Genomic DNA, 16,262 nt, shown 5'->3' with positions numbered 1-16,262 from the left:
CGTTCTACACCATCGCGGCCATCCCGTCACAGGGGCGAGCCGGCATGTATCGGCGATGGCTCAATGCCCGCCCATCAGCTTCTCGACCGCCTCGGGATCATCGTGGACGGCATAGCGGTCGACGATGGTGGCGCTCGCCTCGTTGAGGCCGATCAGCTCCACCTCGGTGCCCTCCCGGCGGAACTTGATGACCACCCGGTCCAGGGCCTGGACGGCGGTGATGTCCCAGAAATGGGCCCGGGACAGGTCGATGGTGACCTTTTCCAGACTCTCCTTGAAGTCGAAGGCTGCGGCAAAGCGCTCGGAAGAGGCGAAGAACACCTGGCCGACCACCTTGTAGACCCGCGTGCTCTCGCCTTCGCCGGCCTCGGCACCGATGTAGAGGATGTTGCCGACCTTGTTGGCGAAGAACAGCGCCGCCAGCAGCACGCCGACGAAGACGCCGATGGCCAGGTTGTGGGTGCCCACCGTGACCACCACGGTGGCCAGCATCACCAGGTTGGTGGACAACGGATGCTTCCTGAGGTCGCGGATCGAGGTCCAGCTGAAGGTCCCGATGGAGACCATGATCATCACCGCCACCAGGGCCGCCATGGGGATCTGCGAGACCCAGTCGGCGAGGAACACCACCATCATCAGCAGCATTACGCCGGCGATCAGGGTGGACAGGCGGGTCCGCCCCCCCGACTTGATGTTGATCACCGACTGGCCGATCATCGCGCAACCCGCCATGCCGCCGAGCAGGCCGGTGCCGATGTTGGCCAGGCCCTGTCCCTTGCACTCGCGGTTCTTGTCGCTGCCGGTGTCGGTGAGGTCATCGACGATGGTGGCGGTCATCATCGACTCCAGCAGGCCCACCACGGTGAGCATCACCGAGTAGGGGAAGATGATCGACAGGGTCTCCAGGTTGAGCGGGACCTCCGGCCACAGGAACACCGGCAGGGTGTCCGGCAGCTCGCCCATGTCGCCCACGGTGCGGATATCCATGCCGGTCAGCAGGTAGACGGCGGTGAGCACCAGGATGCAGACCAGCGGCGAGGGCAGGGTCTTGCCGATCACCGGCACGTAGGGGAAGAGATAGATGATGCCGAGCCCCGCCGCGGTCATGGCATAGACATGCCAGGTCACGTTGGTCAGTTCCGGCAGCTGGGCCATGAAGATCAGGATTGCCAGGGCATTGACGAAACCGGTGACCACCGAGCGCGAGACGAAGCGCATCAGGTCGGCCAACCGCAGGTAGCCAGCGGCGATCTGCAGCACCCCGGTGAGCAGGGTGGCAGCCAGCAGGTACTCCAGACCATGCTCCTTGACCAGGGTCACCATCAGCAGAGCCATGGCCCCGGTGGCCGCCGAGATCATCCCCGGTCGGCCACCGGCGAAGGCGATGATCACCGCCATGGAGAAGGAGGCATAGAGGCCAACCTTGGGGTCGACCCCAGCGATGATGGAGAAGGCGATGGCCTCCGGGATCAGGGCCAGGGCGACGACGATGCCCGCCAGGGAGTCGCCTTTCAGGTTCGAGAACCAGTCGTGCTTGATGGATCGGATCATGCTGCGGTCCAGTCGGAGAAGGTGGGTGATGCCGTGAGGCGCCAGGGTCTAGCGTTCGGACGACACGGCCTGCCCTGGTCGCCGCGGCGACGTCGGGCGCATGTCGAGCGTTCTGGGGGGCGCAGGGAGGGTGCCGAGGGACACCGGAGCACCACGATGATGCCGGGCGATGACGCACCGATGGCGGCGCTCGCCGGATCGTTTGGGGCGGGAAAGGCTAGGGCGGCGTGGCCAGCCCGGTGCGAGGCGGTATCACGGTCGGTCGATTCCCTGTGCTCATGAGAGCCCCGGGAGCATGGCCCAGGGCGCAAAGGCGCAGGATTCTAACAGGAATGCCGGCGGCCTGCATATTGAACCGCCGGCCGGGGGCTCATCGTTCGTCCGGGCTCGGCGCCGACTCACCCATCGCCCGAAAGGCCTTGAGCAGATCCATCGGCATGGGAAAGACCACGGTGGAACTCTTGCTGCCCATGTCCGCCATGGTCTGGAGGTAGCGCAGCTGCAACGCCGCCGGGTTGGCCGACAGGACGTGGGCGGCCTCGACCAATTTCTTCGATGCCTGCAGCTCGCCCTCGGCGTGGATGACCTTGGCGCGCCGCTCGCGCTCCGCCTCGGCCTGGCGGGCGATGGCCCGGATCATGCTCTCGTCCAGGTCGACGTGCTTGATCTCGACGTTGGCCACCTTGATGCCCCAGCCCTCCGCCGAGGCGTCGATGATCTCCTGGATGTCGTCGTTGAGCTTGTCGCGCTCGGAGAGCATCTCGTCCAGATCGTGCTTGCCGAGCACCGAGCGCAGGGTGGTCTGGGCCAGCTGGCTGGTGGCATTGACGAAGTGCTCCACCTGGATGATCGCCTTCTCCGGATCCACCACCCGGAAGTAGAGCACGGCATTGACCTTGACGGTGACGTTGTCCTGGGAGATCACGTCCTGCTCGGGCACGTCCATGGTGATCACCCGCAGGTCGACCACCTGCATCTTCTGGATGCCCGGAATGATGATGAACAGCCCCGGCCCCTTGACCGCCTGGAAGCGCCCCAGGAAGAACACCACGCCGCGTTTGTACTCCGGCAGGATGCGGATCGAGGCCGCCAGCAGCATCAGCACCAGAACGACCGGTACGAGATAGGAAATCATCATGGTTGTCTCTCCTCGACGTTGAGGGCCGATGCGCCACCGGCCTCCTTCAGGACGATCCGTCCTCCGGCTCGACCTCGACAGTGAGGCCGTCGATGTCGACCACGCGCACCACCTGACCACGGCTCAGGGGTCGGCGGCTGCGCGCGTTCCAGCGCTCGCCATGGAGCCGCACGTGCCCCTCGCCCTGGAAGTCCTCCAGCACCTGGGCCTCGTTGCCCAGCAGCTCCTCCTGCCCGGTACGCGCCGGGCGCCGCCGCAGACCGATGAAGCGGGTCATGACCCACAGCATCAGCCCCGCCGCCACCAGGGCGATGCCACCGATCAACGGCAGCGAGATGTTCAGAGTGTCCGCATCCATCAGCATCACCGATCCGATCACGAAGGCCACGATGCCGCCCATGCCCAGGATGCCGAAGCTGGGCATCAGGGCCTCGCCGACGATCAGCCCCAGCCCCACCAGGATCAACGCCAGGCCGGCATAGTTAACGGGTAGCACCTGGAAGGCGAAGAGCGCCAGCAACAGGCAGATGATGCCGATGGTGCCGGGGACCAGGCTGCCGGGGTTGGAGAGCTCGAAGATCAGGCCGTAGAAGCCGATGATCATCAGGAAGTAGGCCACGTTGGGATCAGTGATCACTGCCAGCAGTCGGGTTCGCCAGTCCGGATCGAAGCGCTCGATGACCAGCTCGCCGGTGGCCAGGGTGAGTGTCCCGTCGGCCATGACCACCTCGCGGCCGTCGATCTGTGTCAGCAGGTCGTCGAGGTCGGAGGCCAGCACGTCGATGACATTGCGTTCCAGGGCCTCCCGGGCGGTGAGGTTGACGGCCTCGCGCACGGCCGCCTCGGCCCAGTCGGCGTTGCGGCCGTGGCGCTCGGCCAGCGAGCGGATATAGGCCACGGCGTCCTCGAGCACCTTGCGCTCCATGGCGGTCTCGCCACGACGCTTGCCCGGCTCGCCACTCGGCGCCTCGGCGCTAGCATCCTGCTGGCCGCTGGCCCCCTCCCCGCTCGCCGTCTCTCCGGTCTGGTCCTTGCCGCCCGAGGCCTCGTCGCCCCCCTCGTCGGCCGGTTCCTCGGGTTCCCCCAGGCCCGGCAGGCCGCCACCGCCACCGATCTGCACGGGGGTGGCCGAGCCCAGGTGGGTGGCGGGAGCCATGGCCGCCACATGGCTGGCATACAGCAGGTAGGTCCCGGCGCTGGCCGCCCGGGCGCCCCCGGGGGAGACATAGAAGGCCACCGGCACCTCGGAGGCCAGCATGGCGGAGATCATGTCGCGCATGGCGGCATCGAGCCCGCCAGGGGTATCCATCTGCACCACCACCAGCTCGGCGTCGCCTTCCTCGGCGAGGTCGAGACCGCGCAGGAAGTAGTCGCTGGTGGCCGGACCGATGGCGCCGTCGAGGGTCATCACCAGGGCCGTGTCACGCGCCTGCTGGGCCTGGGACTGCCATGCCGCCAGGGCCCCCAGCAGCAGGCAGGTCAGGCTCAGCCAGAGGATGACGCGGCGCCTGGCATGCGATCCGGTGGACATCATGACTCCCCGCCTCGGCATAAGGTTAAAGCTGTGATGCCGGGCGGGGCGATTCGTTCAGCCTCCGGGTCGCGCCCCGGGGTTGGTCGCGAGGACATCGGCGCGAATCACCGCCTGCTCGGCAATCAGTTCGTTGACGATCGCCCGGCTGGCCTTGTAGTGGCTCGTTTCCTTGTGAGCCGCCAGGGCTTGCTGGTCAGTGTAGATCTCGTAGAGATGGATGAGCTCCGGGGTATCGCGATCCTCGAGCACGTCGAAGGCCAGGCAGCCCGGCTCGTCGCGCACCGAGGCCTCGGCATTGGGCAGCATGGCCGCGAGGAAACGTTCGCGGGTACCGGCTTTGAGACGTGTCTGGACGATGATGCAGTACATGGGGGACTCCCGAGGGTTGTGGAAAAAGGGTTTTTATGGAAACATTTTCCAATATACTCATGAAGTCCCATCGCGTCGACGAGGAGGTCCCATGCAACGTCCCGCACCGTTCAACGGCATGCGCCACATCGCCCTCCAGGTCCAGGACCTGGAGGCCTGCGAGCATTTCTATGTCGAGGTGCTCGGCCTGGACGTGCTGCGCCGCGCCCACCAGGACCTCGTCTACCTGACGCTCGGCAACGACAATGTCTCGCTCTCTCGGGCCCATCAGCCCACCGGTGACGATCCCCAGCGCCTCGACCACTTCGGCTTCGTGGTCGACTCACGCGAGGACGTTGATGCGTGGCACGCCTATCTGCTCGAGCGGGGCGTCGAGGTGGTGCGCGGCCCCCACGACCACGCCGACGGCGGACGCAGCCTCTACTGCAAGGACCCGGACGGCAATACCGTACAACCGCTCTACCACCCCAGCGTCTCAGGCCAGCGCCTGCGCTGATCCCTGTTCTCTCGTGGCGGCCCCTGACCGCCGACTCCCCGGCATGCCCGCCATGCTGACTCGTTAGGCGTCACCGGCCAGGTGGCGCCCTTTTTCGTGCCACGACTGGCGATCCCGGCGTCGCAGTGACAGGATGCGGCGTTGACGGCATGCAGCCGGCCGGCACACGCGTGCGGCTATGCTGAGACGCGAGGGCGGGGACTTCCTGCCCACCGGTGTAAGGAACGCGTGCCCCCCACGACCCAGTGCAGGCACGCCCCACAGCAAGGACCCCCGATGCCCGAGCCCCCAGTTCCCTCGGCCGACACGGATTGCCGCGACGGGCCTTCCCTGCTCACCCGCCTGAGCCGTGCCCTGAGGCGGGCCGGCCAGTTCGACGCGGTCGAGGATCTCACGACGCTGGCCGATACCGGCCTCGCCCACTGGCATGTCTGGCTGCACCGCGCGGACGGCGATTGGGTGGCGCGCATCCCCAAGCAGAGCCAGATGGGCTTGCCGGCCACGGCCAACCTGGCCTATCAAGCGGCCTGCTTTGCGCGGGCTGCCGCCGGCGGCCATGCCCCGGCCCTGCACGGCAGCCTGCCGCCGGACGAGGACCTGCCCCGGGGCGCCCTGCTGGTCGAGGCCATCGCCGGCCGTCCGGCGCGGCTGCCCGAGGATCTGCCGACCATCGCGCACAGCCTGGCCGGCCTGCATCGGCTGCCCTGCCCGTCGGCGACGGAGCGCGCGCCCTTGCTGGCGCCCGCCGATCCCTGGCGGGCGATGCGCGAGGAGGTGCTCGGCCAGGCCACCGCCCTGCCCGAGGCAGGACTCGGGGCCGAGGCGAGGCGACTGATCGCGGCACAGCTCGACGCGCTCCCCGAGCGGCTGCCGGGGGCCGCACACATGGCCAGGCTGATCAGCTTCGATGCCCACCCCGGCAACTTCCTGGTCGATGCCCGCGGCCGCGCGGTGCTGGTCGATCTGGAGAAGTGCCGCTATGGCCTGCCGGGCTTCGACCTGGCCCATGCCAGCCTCTACACCTCCACCACCTGGGACCGCGCCAGCCGGGCCACGTTGAGCCGCGACCAGGTCGCCGACTTCTATGCCGACTGGCGCGAGGCCATGGGACCGGCCGCTGCCGACCATCCCCCGGACGCCCTGCTGGCCTGCCGCCGCGCCATGTGGCTATGGTCGCTGACCTGGTGCGCCAAGTGGCGCGTCGCCCAGGGACAGCGTCCCCGAGACGCCGCGGACGGCGAGGACTGGTCCGCCGCGCTCAGCGCGGACACCCTGGTCGCCCATGTGCGCGACCGGGTCGATCACTACCTGGCGCCGGCCACGCTGCGCCGCGGCCGCGACGAGCTCGACGCCCTGGCGGCCCAGTTCACCAGCCTCCCCCGCCATACAGGACCATCGCCATGACCCTTCGTAACCTGGCCCGACGCGTGCTCCCCCTGCTGCTGGCGATACCGCTGACCTTCTCGCTGGCCGTCTCGGCGGCCGCCGAGACGGCCCTGCCCGAGGACTGGGGCGACATCGAGACCCGGGCCCGAGGGCAGACCGTCTACTGGAACGCCTGGGGCGGGGATGCCGCCACCAACCGCTACATCGCCTGGGTGGCCGGGCGGGTGGCCCAGCGCCATGGCGTGGAGGTGATCCACGTCAAGCTCGACGACACCGCAGCGGCGGTCTCCCGGGTGATTGCCGAGAAGTCGGCGGGCAACCTCGCCGAAGGCGCCATCGACCTGGTGTGGATCAACGGCGAGAACTTCGCCGCCATGAAGCGCCATGACCTGCTGTTCGGCCCCTTTGCCCAGAGGCTGCCCAACTTCTCGCTGACCGCGCCTGACGACAACCCCGAGATGCTCACCGACTTCACCCTGCCCACCGAGGGCTTTGAAGCGCCCTGGGGCAAGGCCCAGTTGACCTTCTATTACGATGCCGCCCGGGTCGACGAGCCACCGCGCGACATGCAGGCGTTGCTCGACTGGGCCAAGTCCCACCCCGGTCGCTTCACCTATCCCCTGGTGCCGGACTTCCTGGGCAGCACCTTCCTCAAGCAGGCGCTGCTCGAGCTGGTCGAGGACCCGACGGTGCTCGCCGAGCCGGCCACCGACCACGACGTGGCGGCGGTGACCGCCCCGCTATGGGACTACCTGGATGCCCTGCATCCGCACCTGTGGCGCCAGGGCCGCCACTTTCCGACCAGCGGCCCAGAGCTCAAGCAGCTGATGGGCGACGGCGAACTGTCCCTGGCCTTTACCTTCAACCCCTCAGAGCCCGCCGCGGCGGTGGCCGACTATCAGCTGCCCCCCAGCACCCGCAGCTACGTGCTGGATGGCGGCACCCTGGGCAATGTCCACTTCGTGGCGATCCCCTTCAATGCCCGGCACAAGGCCGGCGCCATGGTGCTGGCCAACTTCCTGCTCTCCCCCGAGGCCCAGGCCCGCAAGCAGGACATCGCGGTCTGGGGCGATCCCACGGTGCTCGACATGGATCGGCTCGATGCCGCCGCCCGGGCCCTCTTCACCGGGGAGGACGGCAACCCGGCACGCCTGCCACCTCAGGCCCTGGAGAAGCTCCTGCCCGAGCCCCACCCCAGCTGGATGGAGGCCCTGGAGGCGGCCTGGCTCGCGCGCTATGCCGAGGGCTGACGGCCGGGCGGGACGCTGATGTCGGGATTCACCCTCGGGGTTCGCCTGCTCCCCCGCCTGACCATCCTGCTGCTGGTGCTGCCCGTGGCCGCCGGCCTGGTGGGGGTGGTGGCGCCGGCCTTCGGCTGGCTGCCGGCGCTGGGCGGCCGGACCTGGACGCTGGCCCACTGGCAGGCACTGTGGCAGGCGCCGGGACTCGCGGACATGCTGCGCCTGAGTCTGGTCACCGGGCTCGCCAGCACCCTGCTGGCCCTGGCCATCGTGCTGCTGTTCCTGGCGGCCTTCCTCGAGACGCCGCTGTTCCGGGTGGTCAGGCGCCTGCTCTCGCCGCTGCTGGCCGTGCCCCATGCCGCCGCCGCCATCGGCCTGGCCTTCCTGCTGACCCCCTCGGGGCTGGCCAGTCGCCTGTTCTCGCCCTGGCTGACCGGCTGGACGCAGCCGCCGGACTACCTCTTCCCCGGCGACCCGGGCGGTCTGGCACTGATCGCCGGCCTGGTCCTCAAGGAAGTGCCCTTCCTGCTGCTGATGAGCCTCGCCGCCCTGCCCCAGTGCCAGGCCAGGGAGCGCCTGATGGTGGCACGCGCGCTGGGCTACGGGCCGGTCAGCGCCTTCGCCAAGGCCGTGCTGCCGGGCCTCTACCCGCTGATCCGCCTGCCGGTGTACGCGGTCATCGCCTTCGCCACCTCCACCGTCGAGGTGGCACTGATCCTGGGGCCCTCGACGCCGCCGACCCTGGCCGTGGCAGTGGTCCGCTGGCTCGGCGACCCCGACCTGTCACTGCGCTTCCTGGCCTCGGCCGGGGCCCTGCTGCAGCTCGCCGCCACCGCCCTCGCCCTGCTCGCCTGGTGGGGCGCCGAGTGCCTGGTGCGCCGGCTGGCGGCCGGCTGGTTGATCGATGGCGGACGGCGACGCGGCGAGGCCACCGGCCGGGTCCTCGGAGCCACCCTGACCTGGCTGGCCATCGGCCTGCTGGGCGCCAGCCTGGCCGGGCTGATCCTCTGGTCGCTGGCCGCCTACTGGCCCTTTCCCGCCGCCTGGCCCTCGCCGATGACGCTGCGGACCTGGCGGGAGGCCGCCGACACGGCCCTGGGCCCGCTGCGCCACACCGCCTCCATCGGTCTCGGCGCCACCGCCCTGTCGGTGGTGCTGGTGGTCGGCTGCCTGGAAGCCGAGACCCTGCGACGGCGACCGTTGCGGCCCGGGGCCCAGCTGATCCTCTACCTGCCGCTGCTGGTGCCGCCGGTGGCCTTCCTCTACGGCCTGGTCCAGCTCCAGGCCCAGCTCGGCCTCGCCGCCGGCTGGCTGGCAGTGACCCTGGGCCACAGCCTCTTCGTGCTGCCCTATGTGTTTCTGTCGCTGGCCGAGAGCTACCGGCGGCTCGACCCCCGCTGGGGCCAGGTCGCCGCCGCCCTGGGCGCGTCCCGGGCGGCCACCTTCCGGCGGGTCCGGCTGCCCATGCTGGCCGGCCCCATCGCCGTGGCCGCCGCGGTGGGCTTCGCGGTCAGCGTCGGCCAGTACCTGCCGACCCTGCTGCTCGGCGCCGGTCGGCTGGCCACCCTGACCACCGAGGCGGTGAGCCTGGCCAGCGGCGGCGACCGTCGCCTGACGGCGGTCTACGCGCTGGGCCAGCTCGCCCTGCCGGCCTTGGGCTTCGCGCTGGCCCTGGGCCTGCCCCGCTTTCTCTTTCGCCATCGACGCCAGCTACTGACATGACCCAGTTCACGCTTCCGACCGCCCCCTCCCCCCTGATCCTGGAGGACGTGATCATCCGTCACGGCGACCAGACGCTGGTCGCCGTGGATGCTCGCGTCCCTCCCGGCGAGGTGCTGACCCTGATGGGCCCCTCCGGGGTCGGCAAGTCGACGCTGCTGGCCCAGGTCGCCGGCTTCCTGGCCCCGGTGTTCCAGGCCTCCGGGCGGATCCGGCTGGGGGACGACGACCTGACCCGTCGGCCCCCGGAGCGGCGCCGCCTGGGGCTGCTCTTCCAGGACCCGCTGCTGTTTCCTCACCTCAGCGTGGGCGGCAACCTGGCCTTCGGCATGCCCGTCGGAGGCGGCCGCCGACGGCGCCGGCAGGCCGTCGAGGCGGCCCTGGCGGACATCGGGCTGGCCGGCTTCGCCGACCGCGACCCGGCGACCCTGTCCGGCGGGCAGCGGGCCCGGGTCGCCCTGATGCGGGTGCTGCTGGCCGAGCCGCGGGCCATGCTGCTCGACGAGCCCTTCTCCAAGCTCGATGCCGCCCTGCGCGACGAGATGCGCCGCCTGGTGTTCGCGCGCATTCGGGCGCGGGGCCTGCCGACCCTGATGGTGACCCACGACCGCGACGATGCCGAGGCGGCGGGAGGGCGGGTGATCGAGCTCGCCTAGGACTCGGGCGCGGCCCGTGCCGAAATGCGCGGCGCGGGCCCCTCCTCCAGCCAGCGCAGTTCTCGGGGACTGAAGCCGCCCACCAGGCGTGGCTTGACGACTTCGAAGAAGGGCGAGATATCGAAGTCCCGCGGCGTGAACAGGGTGTAGTGGCGCCGTCGGAACAGTCGACGATGGCCGGCGACGCGGATCGGCAGGATCGGATAGTGCACCGACTGGAAGGCCTCGGCGAGCAGGGTCGAGCAGATGGCCCGGGTCGGATCGCCGCTGCCGAGTGCCAGCAGGCTGCGCCGCCAGGTGACCGGCACCGGGGGCAGGGGCATCAGGTAGCGGGCCAGGTCGACGATATTGCGCAGGTCATAGCGATGGCCCACCCGGGCATGGGCGAAGTCGATCAGCTGCTCGATCTCCGACGCCGACAGGCCCACCGGGCGACAGATGCGCAGGGTATGGCCCCGATAGGCGGCGAAGCCCACCATGCGCACCCCCTCGGCCAGGTCGGCCTCGATGAACCACTGGCCGGGCTCGGCACCCAGGCGCCGGGCCTGGTGCTCGCCTACGTAGAGGGCGGCGTGGGACCAGGAGGACTGGGTCAGGTACTTGATGACCGTGCTCAGCCGGGACGAGCCCTCGACCAGCAGGACATCGCCGGGGCGCAGGCAACCGCACACGTCCTCGTCGTAGGCTGGCACCGTGCGGTACCAGGGCCGTGGGCAGGACAGCCAGCAGCCCAGCCAATAGCCGCAACGCTCCAGCCAGGCCGTCATGATCCGCCTCCCCGACCCTCGCTGCCCTGCTGGTTACGCCCGATCGCCAGGCGGACCAGCCCCAGCAGCAGGACCAGGCAGGCCAGCGGGATCAGCCAGGGCGCCAGGACCGCCAGCCCCCCGGCGATCGGCAATCCCAGCCAGACCACCAGCAGCGGGGCACAGCAGGCCCCGCCGGCCAGCAACGCCGGCAGGGCCGCCAGCCCGGCGGCGCGGGGGGCACGCCTGGGGCAGGCGGCCGGTTCGCGGCGGGCCAGCCACAGCCCGGCCAGGTTGCCGCCCAGCAGCAGGCCAAGGCCCAGGGCTATCAGGGTATCGAGGGGGCTGAAGGTCCACACCCAGGGGCCCAGCTCGACCAGCCCCACCGGCTCGAAGCGCAGCGGCCCCCGGGACTCGAACATCCGTTGCCAGGCGGTGAGGGACAGGTGCACGCCGCCCCGGCCGCCGCCGGCGATGTCCCCGGACAGCCACAGGAACAACAGCGCATAGCCCAGGGTCGTCGCGGCCATCATGGCGAGGGTGGCGGGCCGCGAGAACAGCGCCGCGAGCAGCCGGGCCAGGGCGGTCACGGTGTCCCGCCTTCCCCGATCAGCAGGGTGTCGGGATGGAAGGCGGCCCAGGCGAACCACATGACCTGGAAGGCCGGCACGGACGTGAGGGCCTCGCCCCCGGGGCCGCCCGCGCCGCCCGGGCCGAAGCGCAGCGCGGCGGGATCGATATCCTGTCCCTGAGGGTGGCGGTAGACCCAGCCGGTATCCAGCCCGGGGTCATGGATGACCACATAGGCCCGCTCCCCGAGGGTCAGGCGCACCATCCCGGCCTCGCGCAGCGCCGGCAGGCTGACGGCGGCGGCGCCTCCGGCCTCGCGGAAGGCCAGCACCATGGCCTTGGGCGGCAGTCGGGCATCCTCGGCCATCACCGGGAACAGCCGGCCGCTGTCCGGCAGGTAGTAGCCGCGGCGCGGGTTGTAGCCGCCATAGGGGTCGCGGCGGTAGTTGCGCACATAGCCGGTGTCGCGGCTCAGCACCCGGGTCCCGGGATGGCGGGCCTTCCAGGCCCCCCAGGTGGTCCAGACCAGCCGCTCGGCGACCAGCCCCCGTCCGGCCTGGGAGCCGTCGATGGCCACGCCCAGCAGCTGTGGCCACTCGCTGTCGGTGGCCCGGTCGTACATCACGAGGTTGCTGTTGACCAGGCGCCCGGAGACGCCGAAGGTGCCGTCGCCTCGTCGGAAGCCCAGCGCCGAGCCGGTCAGCGGGCAGTAGGTGACGCTGAGCGGCGTCCCGGCCACCACGTCGTTGACGATCTCGTGCCAGACCAGGATCCGTTGAGGATAGGCCCGGGCCTCGCCGTCCCGCTGGAGGCCGATCACCCGGTCGCCCGGGGCCAGCCAGGCATCGGCTTCGGCGACCGACTCGAAACGTGGCCGGTCGATGGCGGGAATGCCGTCCTTGCCCGGCCCGCCGGGTCGCACCGCCTGCCGAAAGGCCGCCAGGGAATGTGCCAGCGGCACCTCGGGCTCGAGGACCGTCGGCGGTGCTGCCGCCCGGGCCAGCGGCGATGCCGCCGGCCCGACCAGACACAGGGACAGGCCCAGGATCACGGTCAACACGGCACGTGCCATCATGTGCGTTCCTCCCCCTCCGGCGCATGAACCGCCTCTGGGTTTCGTCGCCGATTCGCGCCGGGACTTACACGGGCCCGCGATCGCGGTAAGGTAGGGACAGGCCCGCCGCCCCAGGAACGCCTGCTCAAGGACGTCACCAGGACACCGACCGTGCATGACCCACACGCGCCCCCCCTGTCCATCATCGTGCCGACCCTGGACGAGGCCGGCACGATCGCGGCAACCCTCGACGCGCTGCGCGCGTATCGCGAGCGCGGCGCCGAGGTGATCGTGGTCGACGGCGACAGCCGGGACGCCACCGCCGAGCTGGCCGGCCCCCTGGCCACGCGGGTCGCCGTCGTCGCGCCCGGCCGGGCTCGCCAGATGAATGCCGGGGCCCGGCTGGCCCGGGCCCGACGGCTGCTGTTCCTGCATGCCGACACGCGCCTGCCGCCCGACGCCGACCGGCACATCGCCGCGGCCCTGGCCGGACGACACCACTGGGGGCGTTTCGATATCCGCCTGGCCGGGCGCCACCGTCTGCTGCCGGTGATCGCCCGAGCCATGACCCTGCGCTCGCGGCTCACCGGTATCGCCACCGGCGACCAGGCGCTGTTCATGACCCGCGAGGCCTTCGACACCGTGGGCGGCTTCCCCGACCAGCCGCTGATGGAGGATATCGAGATGTCCCGGCGCCTGAAGCAGCTGTCGCGCCCGGCGTGCCTGCCGGGCCCGGTGGTCAGCGACGGGCGACGCTGGGCCCGCCAGGGCGCCTGGCGAACCATCCTGCTGATGTGGTGGCTGCGCTATCGCTACTGGTGTGGCACTCCTCCCGCGCGACTGGCCAGGCACTACCATGATGTCCGCTGACGCCGGGGCGGGGAGCCCGCGATTGGCGATTCTCGCCAAGGCCCCCTTGCCCGGCCGCGTCAAGACGCGGCTGATCCCCGCGCTGGGCGCGGCCGGCGCGGCGGCCCTGCATGTCCGGCTGCTGCGTCATACGCTGGCCATGGCGCTGGCGGCGACGCGCCCCGAGCGGATCACCCTGTGGACGGCTCTGGACCCTGCCCACCCCCTGTTCCTGGCGCTCGCCGAGGACCATGGGATCCGCCTGGCCGCCCAGCCCGAGGGCGACCTGGGCGCACGCATGCACCATGCCCTGGTCGTCCTGGGCGGCCCCGGCCTGCTGGTGGGCAGCGACTGTCCGGTGCTGACCCCCGCCCTGCTGGGGCAATGCCAGGCGGCCCTGGAAACGGCGGAGGCGGTCTGCCTGCCCGCCGAGGACGGCGGCTACGCCCTGGTCGGCGTGCGCGAGAGCCACCTCGAGTTGTTTCGCGGCATCGACTGGGGTGGGCCCCGAGTCATGGCCCAGACCCGGCAACGGGCCCGAGCGTTGGGATGGCGACTGGCCTGCCCGGCCGAGGTATGGGATGTTGACCGTCCAGAGGACCTGGGGCGGCTCGCCGCCCTCGACGCATTCACGGATTGACAAGGAGGCCATGTGACCCCGAACAGCGCCGACGATGATCGCCACCGCCGCCTGGCGGCCGTCAGGCCACGCCTGGTGGCCTTCGCCCTGATGCACCTTCGCGATGCCGCCCAGGCCGAGGACGCCGTGCAGGAGGCCCTGGTCGCGGCCATCGAGAAGCCCGAGGCCTTCGCCGGTCGCTCCGGCTACGAGACCTGGGTGTTCGGTATCCTCAAGTACAAGATCCTCGACGCCATGCGGGCCCAGAGGCGCCAGGGCAAGTGGCAGCCGCTGGAAGACGAGACCGATGACGAGGCCATCGACCGCCAGTTCCAGCGCAACGGCCGCTGGCAGGAATCCGCCCGGCCATCGAGCTGGGGCGAGCCGGAGGCAACCTTCGAGAACGAGTACTTCTGGCAGGTCTTCGACGCCTGCATGATCGGCCTGCCGGACAACCTCGCCCGGGTCTTCTCGCTTCGCGAGCTGATGGGCTTGTCCACCGGCGATATCTGCCAGGAGGTCGGCATCAAGGAGAACAACTGCTGGGTGATGCTCCACCGGGCACGGCTGCGGCTGCGTGCCTGTATCGAGCGCGGCTGGCTGGAGGAATCGGCATGATGATGTGCAAGCAGGCGACACGCCTGATGTCGCTGAAACGGGACCGCCCCCTGACCTTCCAGGAGCGCCTGTCGCTGCGCCTGCACCTGGCGATGTGTGGCGCCTGCCGCAACTGCGACCGGCAATTCGAGCTGCTGCACCAGGTGGGCCGCCACTACGAGCCCACGTCGGAAGACGACGGAGAGAGGCACGAGCAGAGCGACGACGATCCCGGCTCGCCCGGCCGCTGAACCGCCCCCTTGATGGCGGGGCGCCACCGGGTGGCGCCCCGTCCCGTTGCCATGGCCTGTCAGAAGCTGTACTGGGCGGAGAACTGCAGTCGAGTATTGTCCGCATCGTCGCGGTTCTGCAGTTCCTTGTAGGCATGCGAGACCTCGAAGCCCAGCGTCACCGGGTCGCTCCACTGGTAGAAATGGCTGAAGTGGATGCTCTGCAGGGTCCGGGTCGAGGTCGGGAAGATGTCCTCCGGGCGATCGCCGCGCACCAGGCCATAGGACAGGCTCGAGGTGAAGGCCGGCGTCCACTCCTGTACGACGGCGGTATTGAAGCCGTAGGCCTCGATGGTCTCCAGGCTGCCGTCGGGATCGATATAGGCCGCGCCGATGGAGTCCCCGTCCTCGGAGCCATTGGCCGTGTAGATGTAGCGGCCGATGCCGTCACCATAGAGAACCCCCGCCATCAGCCGGGTACTGTCGGCCACGTCGACATTGCCGGCCAGCATCAGGCCGTAGCCGGTGGCGGCATCGTCGCTCGACGCGGCCGCATCGTCGGTCTCGAGGCGCCGCAGCAGCGCCCCCGCTTCGACCGCGGCCGCCGCCCCCTGCCACTTGTAGCGCGCCGTGACGTCCGGGGCGGTGTCCCGGGACTCGGCATAGCCCGTGCCTTCCGGATTCTCCGCGGCCAAGGACAGTTCCCCGGGCCCAACCGGCAAGGTATAGCGCACCTGAGCCTGGCGAATGAAGCTCACCCCCACCGGGCCATCGAAGTCCACGGTGGTCGGATAGGCAGAGAAGTGCATGAAGTTCGACCAGGTCTGACCGGCCAGCAGTCCGGCAAGCTCGCCATAGGCGTGACGTAGCCGGAAACCGCGGGAGTTGGAGAAGACTTCGTTGCCCCCGCCACCGAAGAAGTCCCCCTCGATGTGCGTGGTGGCCGCCCCGAGGGCGGTGGGCGTCGAGGTCTTGATATACAACCGGGACTGGCGGGCGTGGGAGCGGAAGGAGGGATCGCCCGAATCGTCCGAGGCGTCCAGGCCATCGACGAACAGGGTGTCGCCGAGGTCCTGGTCCAGGTCGTAGATGGCGTCGAACTTCACATAGCCACCGATCTGCACCGAGGTCTCGCTGCCCGGCACCTTGAAGCTGCCCGGCATGTCCCCGCCGGTCACCACATCGGCCGGCACGCCGGCGGCGACCTCGCGTTGCTGCGCCGACTGCCGCTGTTCGCGCTCGAGTCGCTCGATCTGGCGCTGCATCTGCTGCATCTGGGCGCGCAGTTCCTCCAGAGTGGCCTGGTCGGCCAGGCCGGGTTGTGCCACCACCGACAATCCCCCGCCAAGCCCCAGGGACAACGCCCAGACCGCAGGGAGCCGCGAGCTGCGTGAATGATCCATGAGAGTCACCTCTTGTTATGGTTATTGAACAGCCTTCCCGAAGGAGGCCATAGTTAACTTAGCTCAACACCGAACTCGGGGCGTCACGCCCTTCCTCTTTTGTC

General features: G+C 70.0%; 17 protein-coding genes. 9 read left to right on the top strand and 8 right to left on the bottom strand.

Going from position 1 to position 16,262, the window contains the following annotated elements:
- Nucleotides 1-60: 60 nt before the first annotated feature.
- From EKG36_RS01250 to EKG36_RS01235, 4 genes are all read right to left on the bottom strand, one after another.
- Nucleotides 61-1,551 (bottom strand): SulP family inorganic anion transporter, encoded by a 1,491-nt coding sequence (locus EKG36_RS01250; protein ID WP_126480178.1) that lies wholly within the window; start codon nt 1,549-1,551, stop codon nt 61-63.
- Nucleotides 1,552-1,921: 370 nt separating this feature from the next.
- On the bottom strand, nt 1,922-2,689 hold the full coding sequence (locus EKG36_RS01245) for a slipin family protein (protein WP_126480176.1): 768 nt from the start codon (nt 2,687-2,689) through the stop codon (nt 1,922-1,924).
- A 46-nt stretch (nt 2,690-2,735) separates the two neighbouring features.
- The gene (locus EKG36_RS01240; RefSeq protein WP_126480174.1) at nt 2,736-4,220 is read right to left on the bottom strand and encodes an NfeD family protein; all 1,485 of its coding nucleotides are present in this window, start codon (nt 4,218-4,220) and stop codon (nt 2,736-2,738) included.
- Nucleotides 4,221-4,277: 57 nt separating this feature from the next.
- The gene (locus tag EKG36_RS01235) at nt 4,278-4,592 is read right to left on the bottom strand and encodes a putative quinol monooxygenase (RefSeq protein ID WP_126480172.1); all 315 of its coding nucleotides are present in this window, start codon (nt 4,590-4,592) and stop codon (nt 4,278-4,280) included.
- Between the two features lie 91 nt (nt 4,593-4,683).
- On the opposite strand from EKG36_RS01235, the gene EKG36_RS01230 reads away from it, so the two are divergent.
- From EKG36_RS01230 to EKG36_RS01210, 5 genes are all read left to right on the top strand, one after another.
- Nucleotides 4,684-5,088 (top strand): VOC family protein, encoded by a 405-nt coding sequence (locus EKG36_RS01230; protein ID WP_126480170.1) that lies wholly within the window; start codon nt 4,684-4,686, stop codon nt 5,086-5,088.
- Nucleotides 5,089-5,364: 276 nt separating this feature from the next.
- Complete coding sequence (locus EKG36_RS01225) at nt 5,365-6,492, top strand: aminoglycoside phosphotransferase family protein (RefSeq protein WP_185827444.1); 1,128 nt, start codon at nt 5,365-5,367, stop codon at nt 6,490-6,492.
- Nucleotides 6,489-7,724, top strand: coding sequence for an ABC transporter substrate-binding protein (locus EKG36_RS01220; RefSeq protein ID WP_185827443.1), 1,236 nt, complete (start codon nt 6,489-6,491; stop codon nt 7,722-7,724). The genes EKG36_RS01225 and EKG36_RS01220 overlap by 4 nt, the downstream gene beginning before the upstream one ends.
- An 18-nt stretch (nt 7,725-7,742) precedes the next feature.
- Nucleotides 7,743-9,437 (top strand): ABC transporter permease, encoded by a 1,695-nt coding sequence (locus tag EKG36_RS01215; protein WP_126480168.1) that lies wholly within the window; start codon nt 7,743-7,745, stop codon nt 9,435-9,437.
- A complete protein-coding gene (locus EKG36_RS01210) occupies nt 9,434-10,090 on the top strand; it encodes an ATP-binding cassette domain-containing protein (protein ID WP_126480166.1) in 657 nt (218 codons plus the stop codon). The genes EKG36_RS01215 and EKG36_RS01210 overlap by 4 nt, the downstream gene beginning before the upstream one ends.
- Here the strand turns inward: EKG36_RS01210 and EKG36_RS01205 are convergent.
- From EKG36_RS01205 to EKG36_RS01195, 3 genes are read right to left on the bottom strand one after another with little or no spacing between them, the layout of a single operon-like run.
- The gene (locus EKG36_RS01205) at nt 10,087-10,857 is read right to left on the bottom strand and encodes a YiiX/YebB-like N1pC/P60 family cysteine hydrolase (RefSeq protein WP_126480164.1); all 771 of its coding nucleotides are present in this window, start codon (nt 10,855-10,857) and stop codon (nt 10,087-10,089) included. The two genes, EKG36_RS01210 and EKG36_RS01205, sit on opposite strands and share 4 nt — an antisense overlap.
- Nucleotides 10,854-11,426, bottom strand: a complete 573-nt coding sequence (locus EKG36_RS01200; protein WP_126480162.1) for a hypothetical protein — start codon at nt 11,424-11,426, stop codon at nt 10,854-10,856. The genes EKG36_RS01205 and EKG36_RS01200 overlap by 4 nt, the downstream gene beginning before the upstream one ends.
- Entirely contained in the window at nt 11,423-12,481 is a 1,059-nt protein-coding gene (locus tag EKG36_RS01195; protein WP_126480160.1) for a DUF3179 domain-containing protein, read from the bottom strand. Before EKG36_RS01195 ends, EKG36_RS01200 begins: the two co-directional genes overlap by 4 nt.
- A 150-nt stretch (nt 12,482-12,631) precedes the next feature.
- On the opposite strand from EKG36_RS01195, the gene EKG36_RS01190 reads away from it, so the two are divergent.
- Genes EKG36_RS01190 through EKG36_RS01175 form a run of 4 tightly spaced genes read left to right on the top strand, consistent with a single transcriptional unit; the run spans nt 12,632 to nt 14,776 of the window.
- A complete protein-coding gene (locus EKG36_RS01190; RefSeq protein ID WP_126480158.1) occupies nt 12,632-13,330 on the top strand; it encodes a TIGR04283 family arsenosugar biosynthesis glycosyltransferase in 699 nt (232 codons plus the stop codon).
- 22 nt (nt 13,331-13,352) lie between these two features.
- Complete coding sequence (locus tag EKG36_RS01185; RefSeq protein ID WP_246007398.1) at nt 13,353-13,949, top strand: TIGR04282 family arsenosugar biosynthesis glycosyltransferase; 597 nt, start codon at nt 13,353-13,355, stop codon at nt 13,947-13,949.
- A gap of 12 nt (nt 13,950-13,961) precedes the next feature.
- Nucleotides 13,962-14,546 carry a sigma-70 family RNA polymerase sigma factor gene (locus tag EKG36_RS01180; protein ID WP_126480156.1) on the top strand — a complete coding sequence of 195 codons (585 nt, stop codon included), beginning with the start codon at nt 13,962-13,964 and terminating at the stop codon, nt 14,544-14,546.
- On the top strand, nt 14,543-14,776 hold the full coding sequence (locus EKG36_RS01175; RefSeq protein WP_126480154.1) for a zf-HC2 domain-containing protein: 234 nt from the start codon (nt 14,543-14,545) through the stop codon (nt 14,774-14,776). The genes EKG36_RS01180 and EKG36_RS01175 overlap by 4 nt, the downstream gene beginning before the upstream one ends.
- A 59-nt stretch (nt 14,777-14,835) precedes the next feature.
- Here the strand turns inward: EKG36_RS01175 and EKG36_RS01170 are convergent, their stop codons facing one another.
- Nucleotides 14,836-16,158, bottom strand: a complete 1,323-nt coding sequence (locus tag EKG36_RS01170; RefSeq protein WP_221766024.1) for a DcaP family trimeric outer membrane transporter — start codon at nt 16,156-16,158, stop codon at nt 14,836-14,838.
- Between the last annotated feature and the right edge of the window lie 104 nt (nt 16,159-16,262).

Source organism: Halomonas nitroreducens (assembly GCF_003966155.1).
GTDB lineage: Bacteria > Pseudomonadota > Gammaproteobacteria > Pseudomonadales > Halomonadaceae > Halomonas > Halomonas nitroreducens.
Note: the sequence above shows the minus strand (reverse complement) of the source record. Positions and strands in the feature narration are given on the sequence as shown.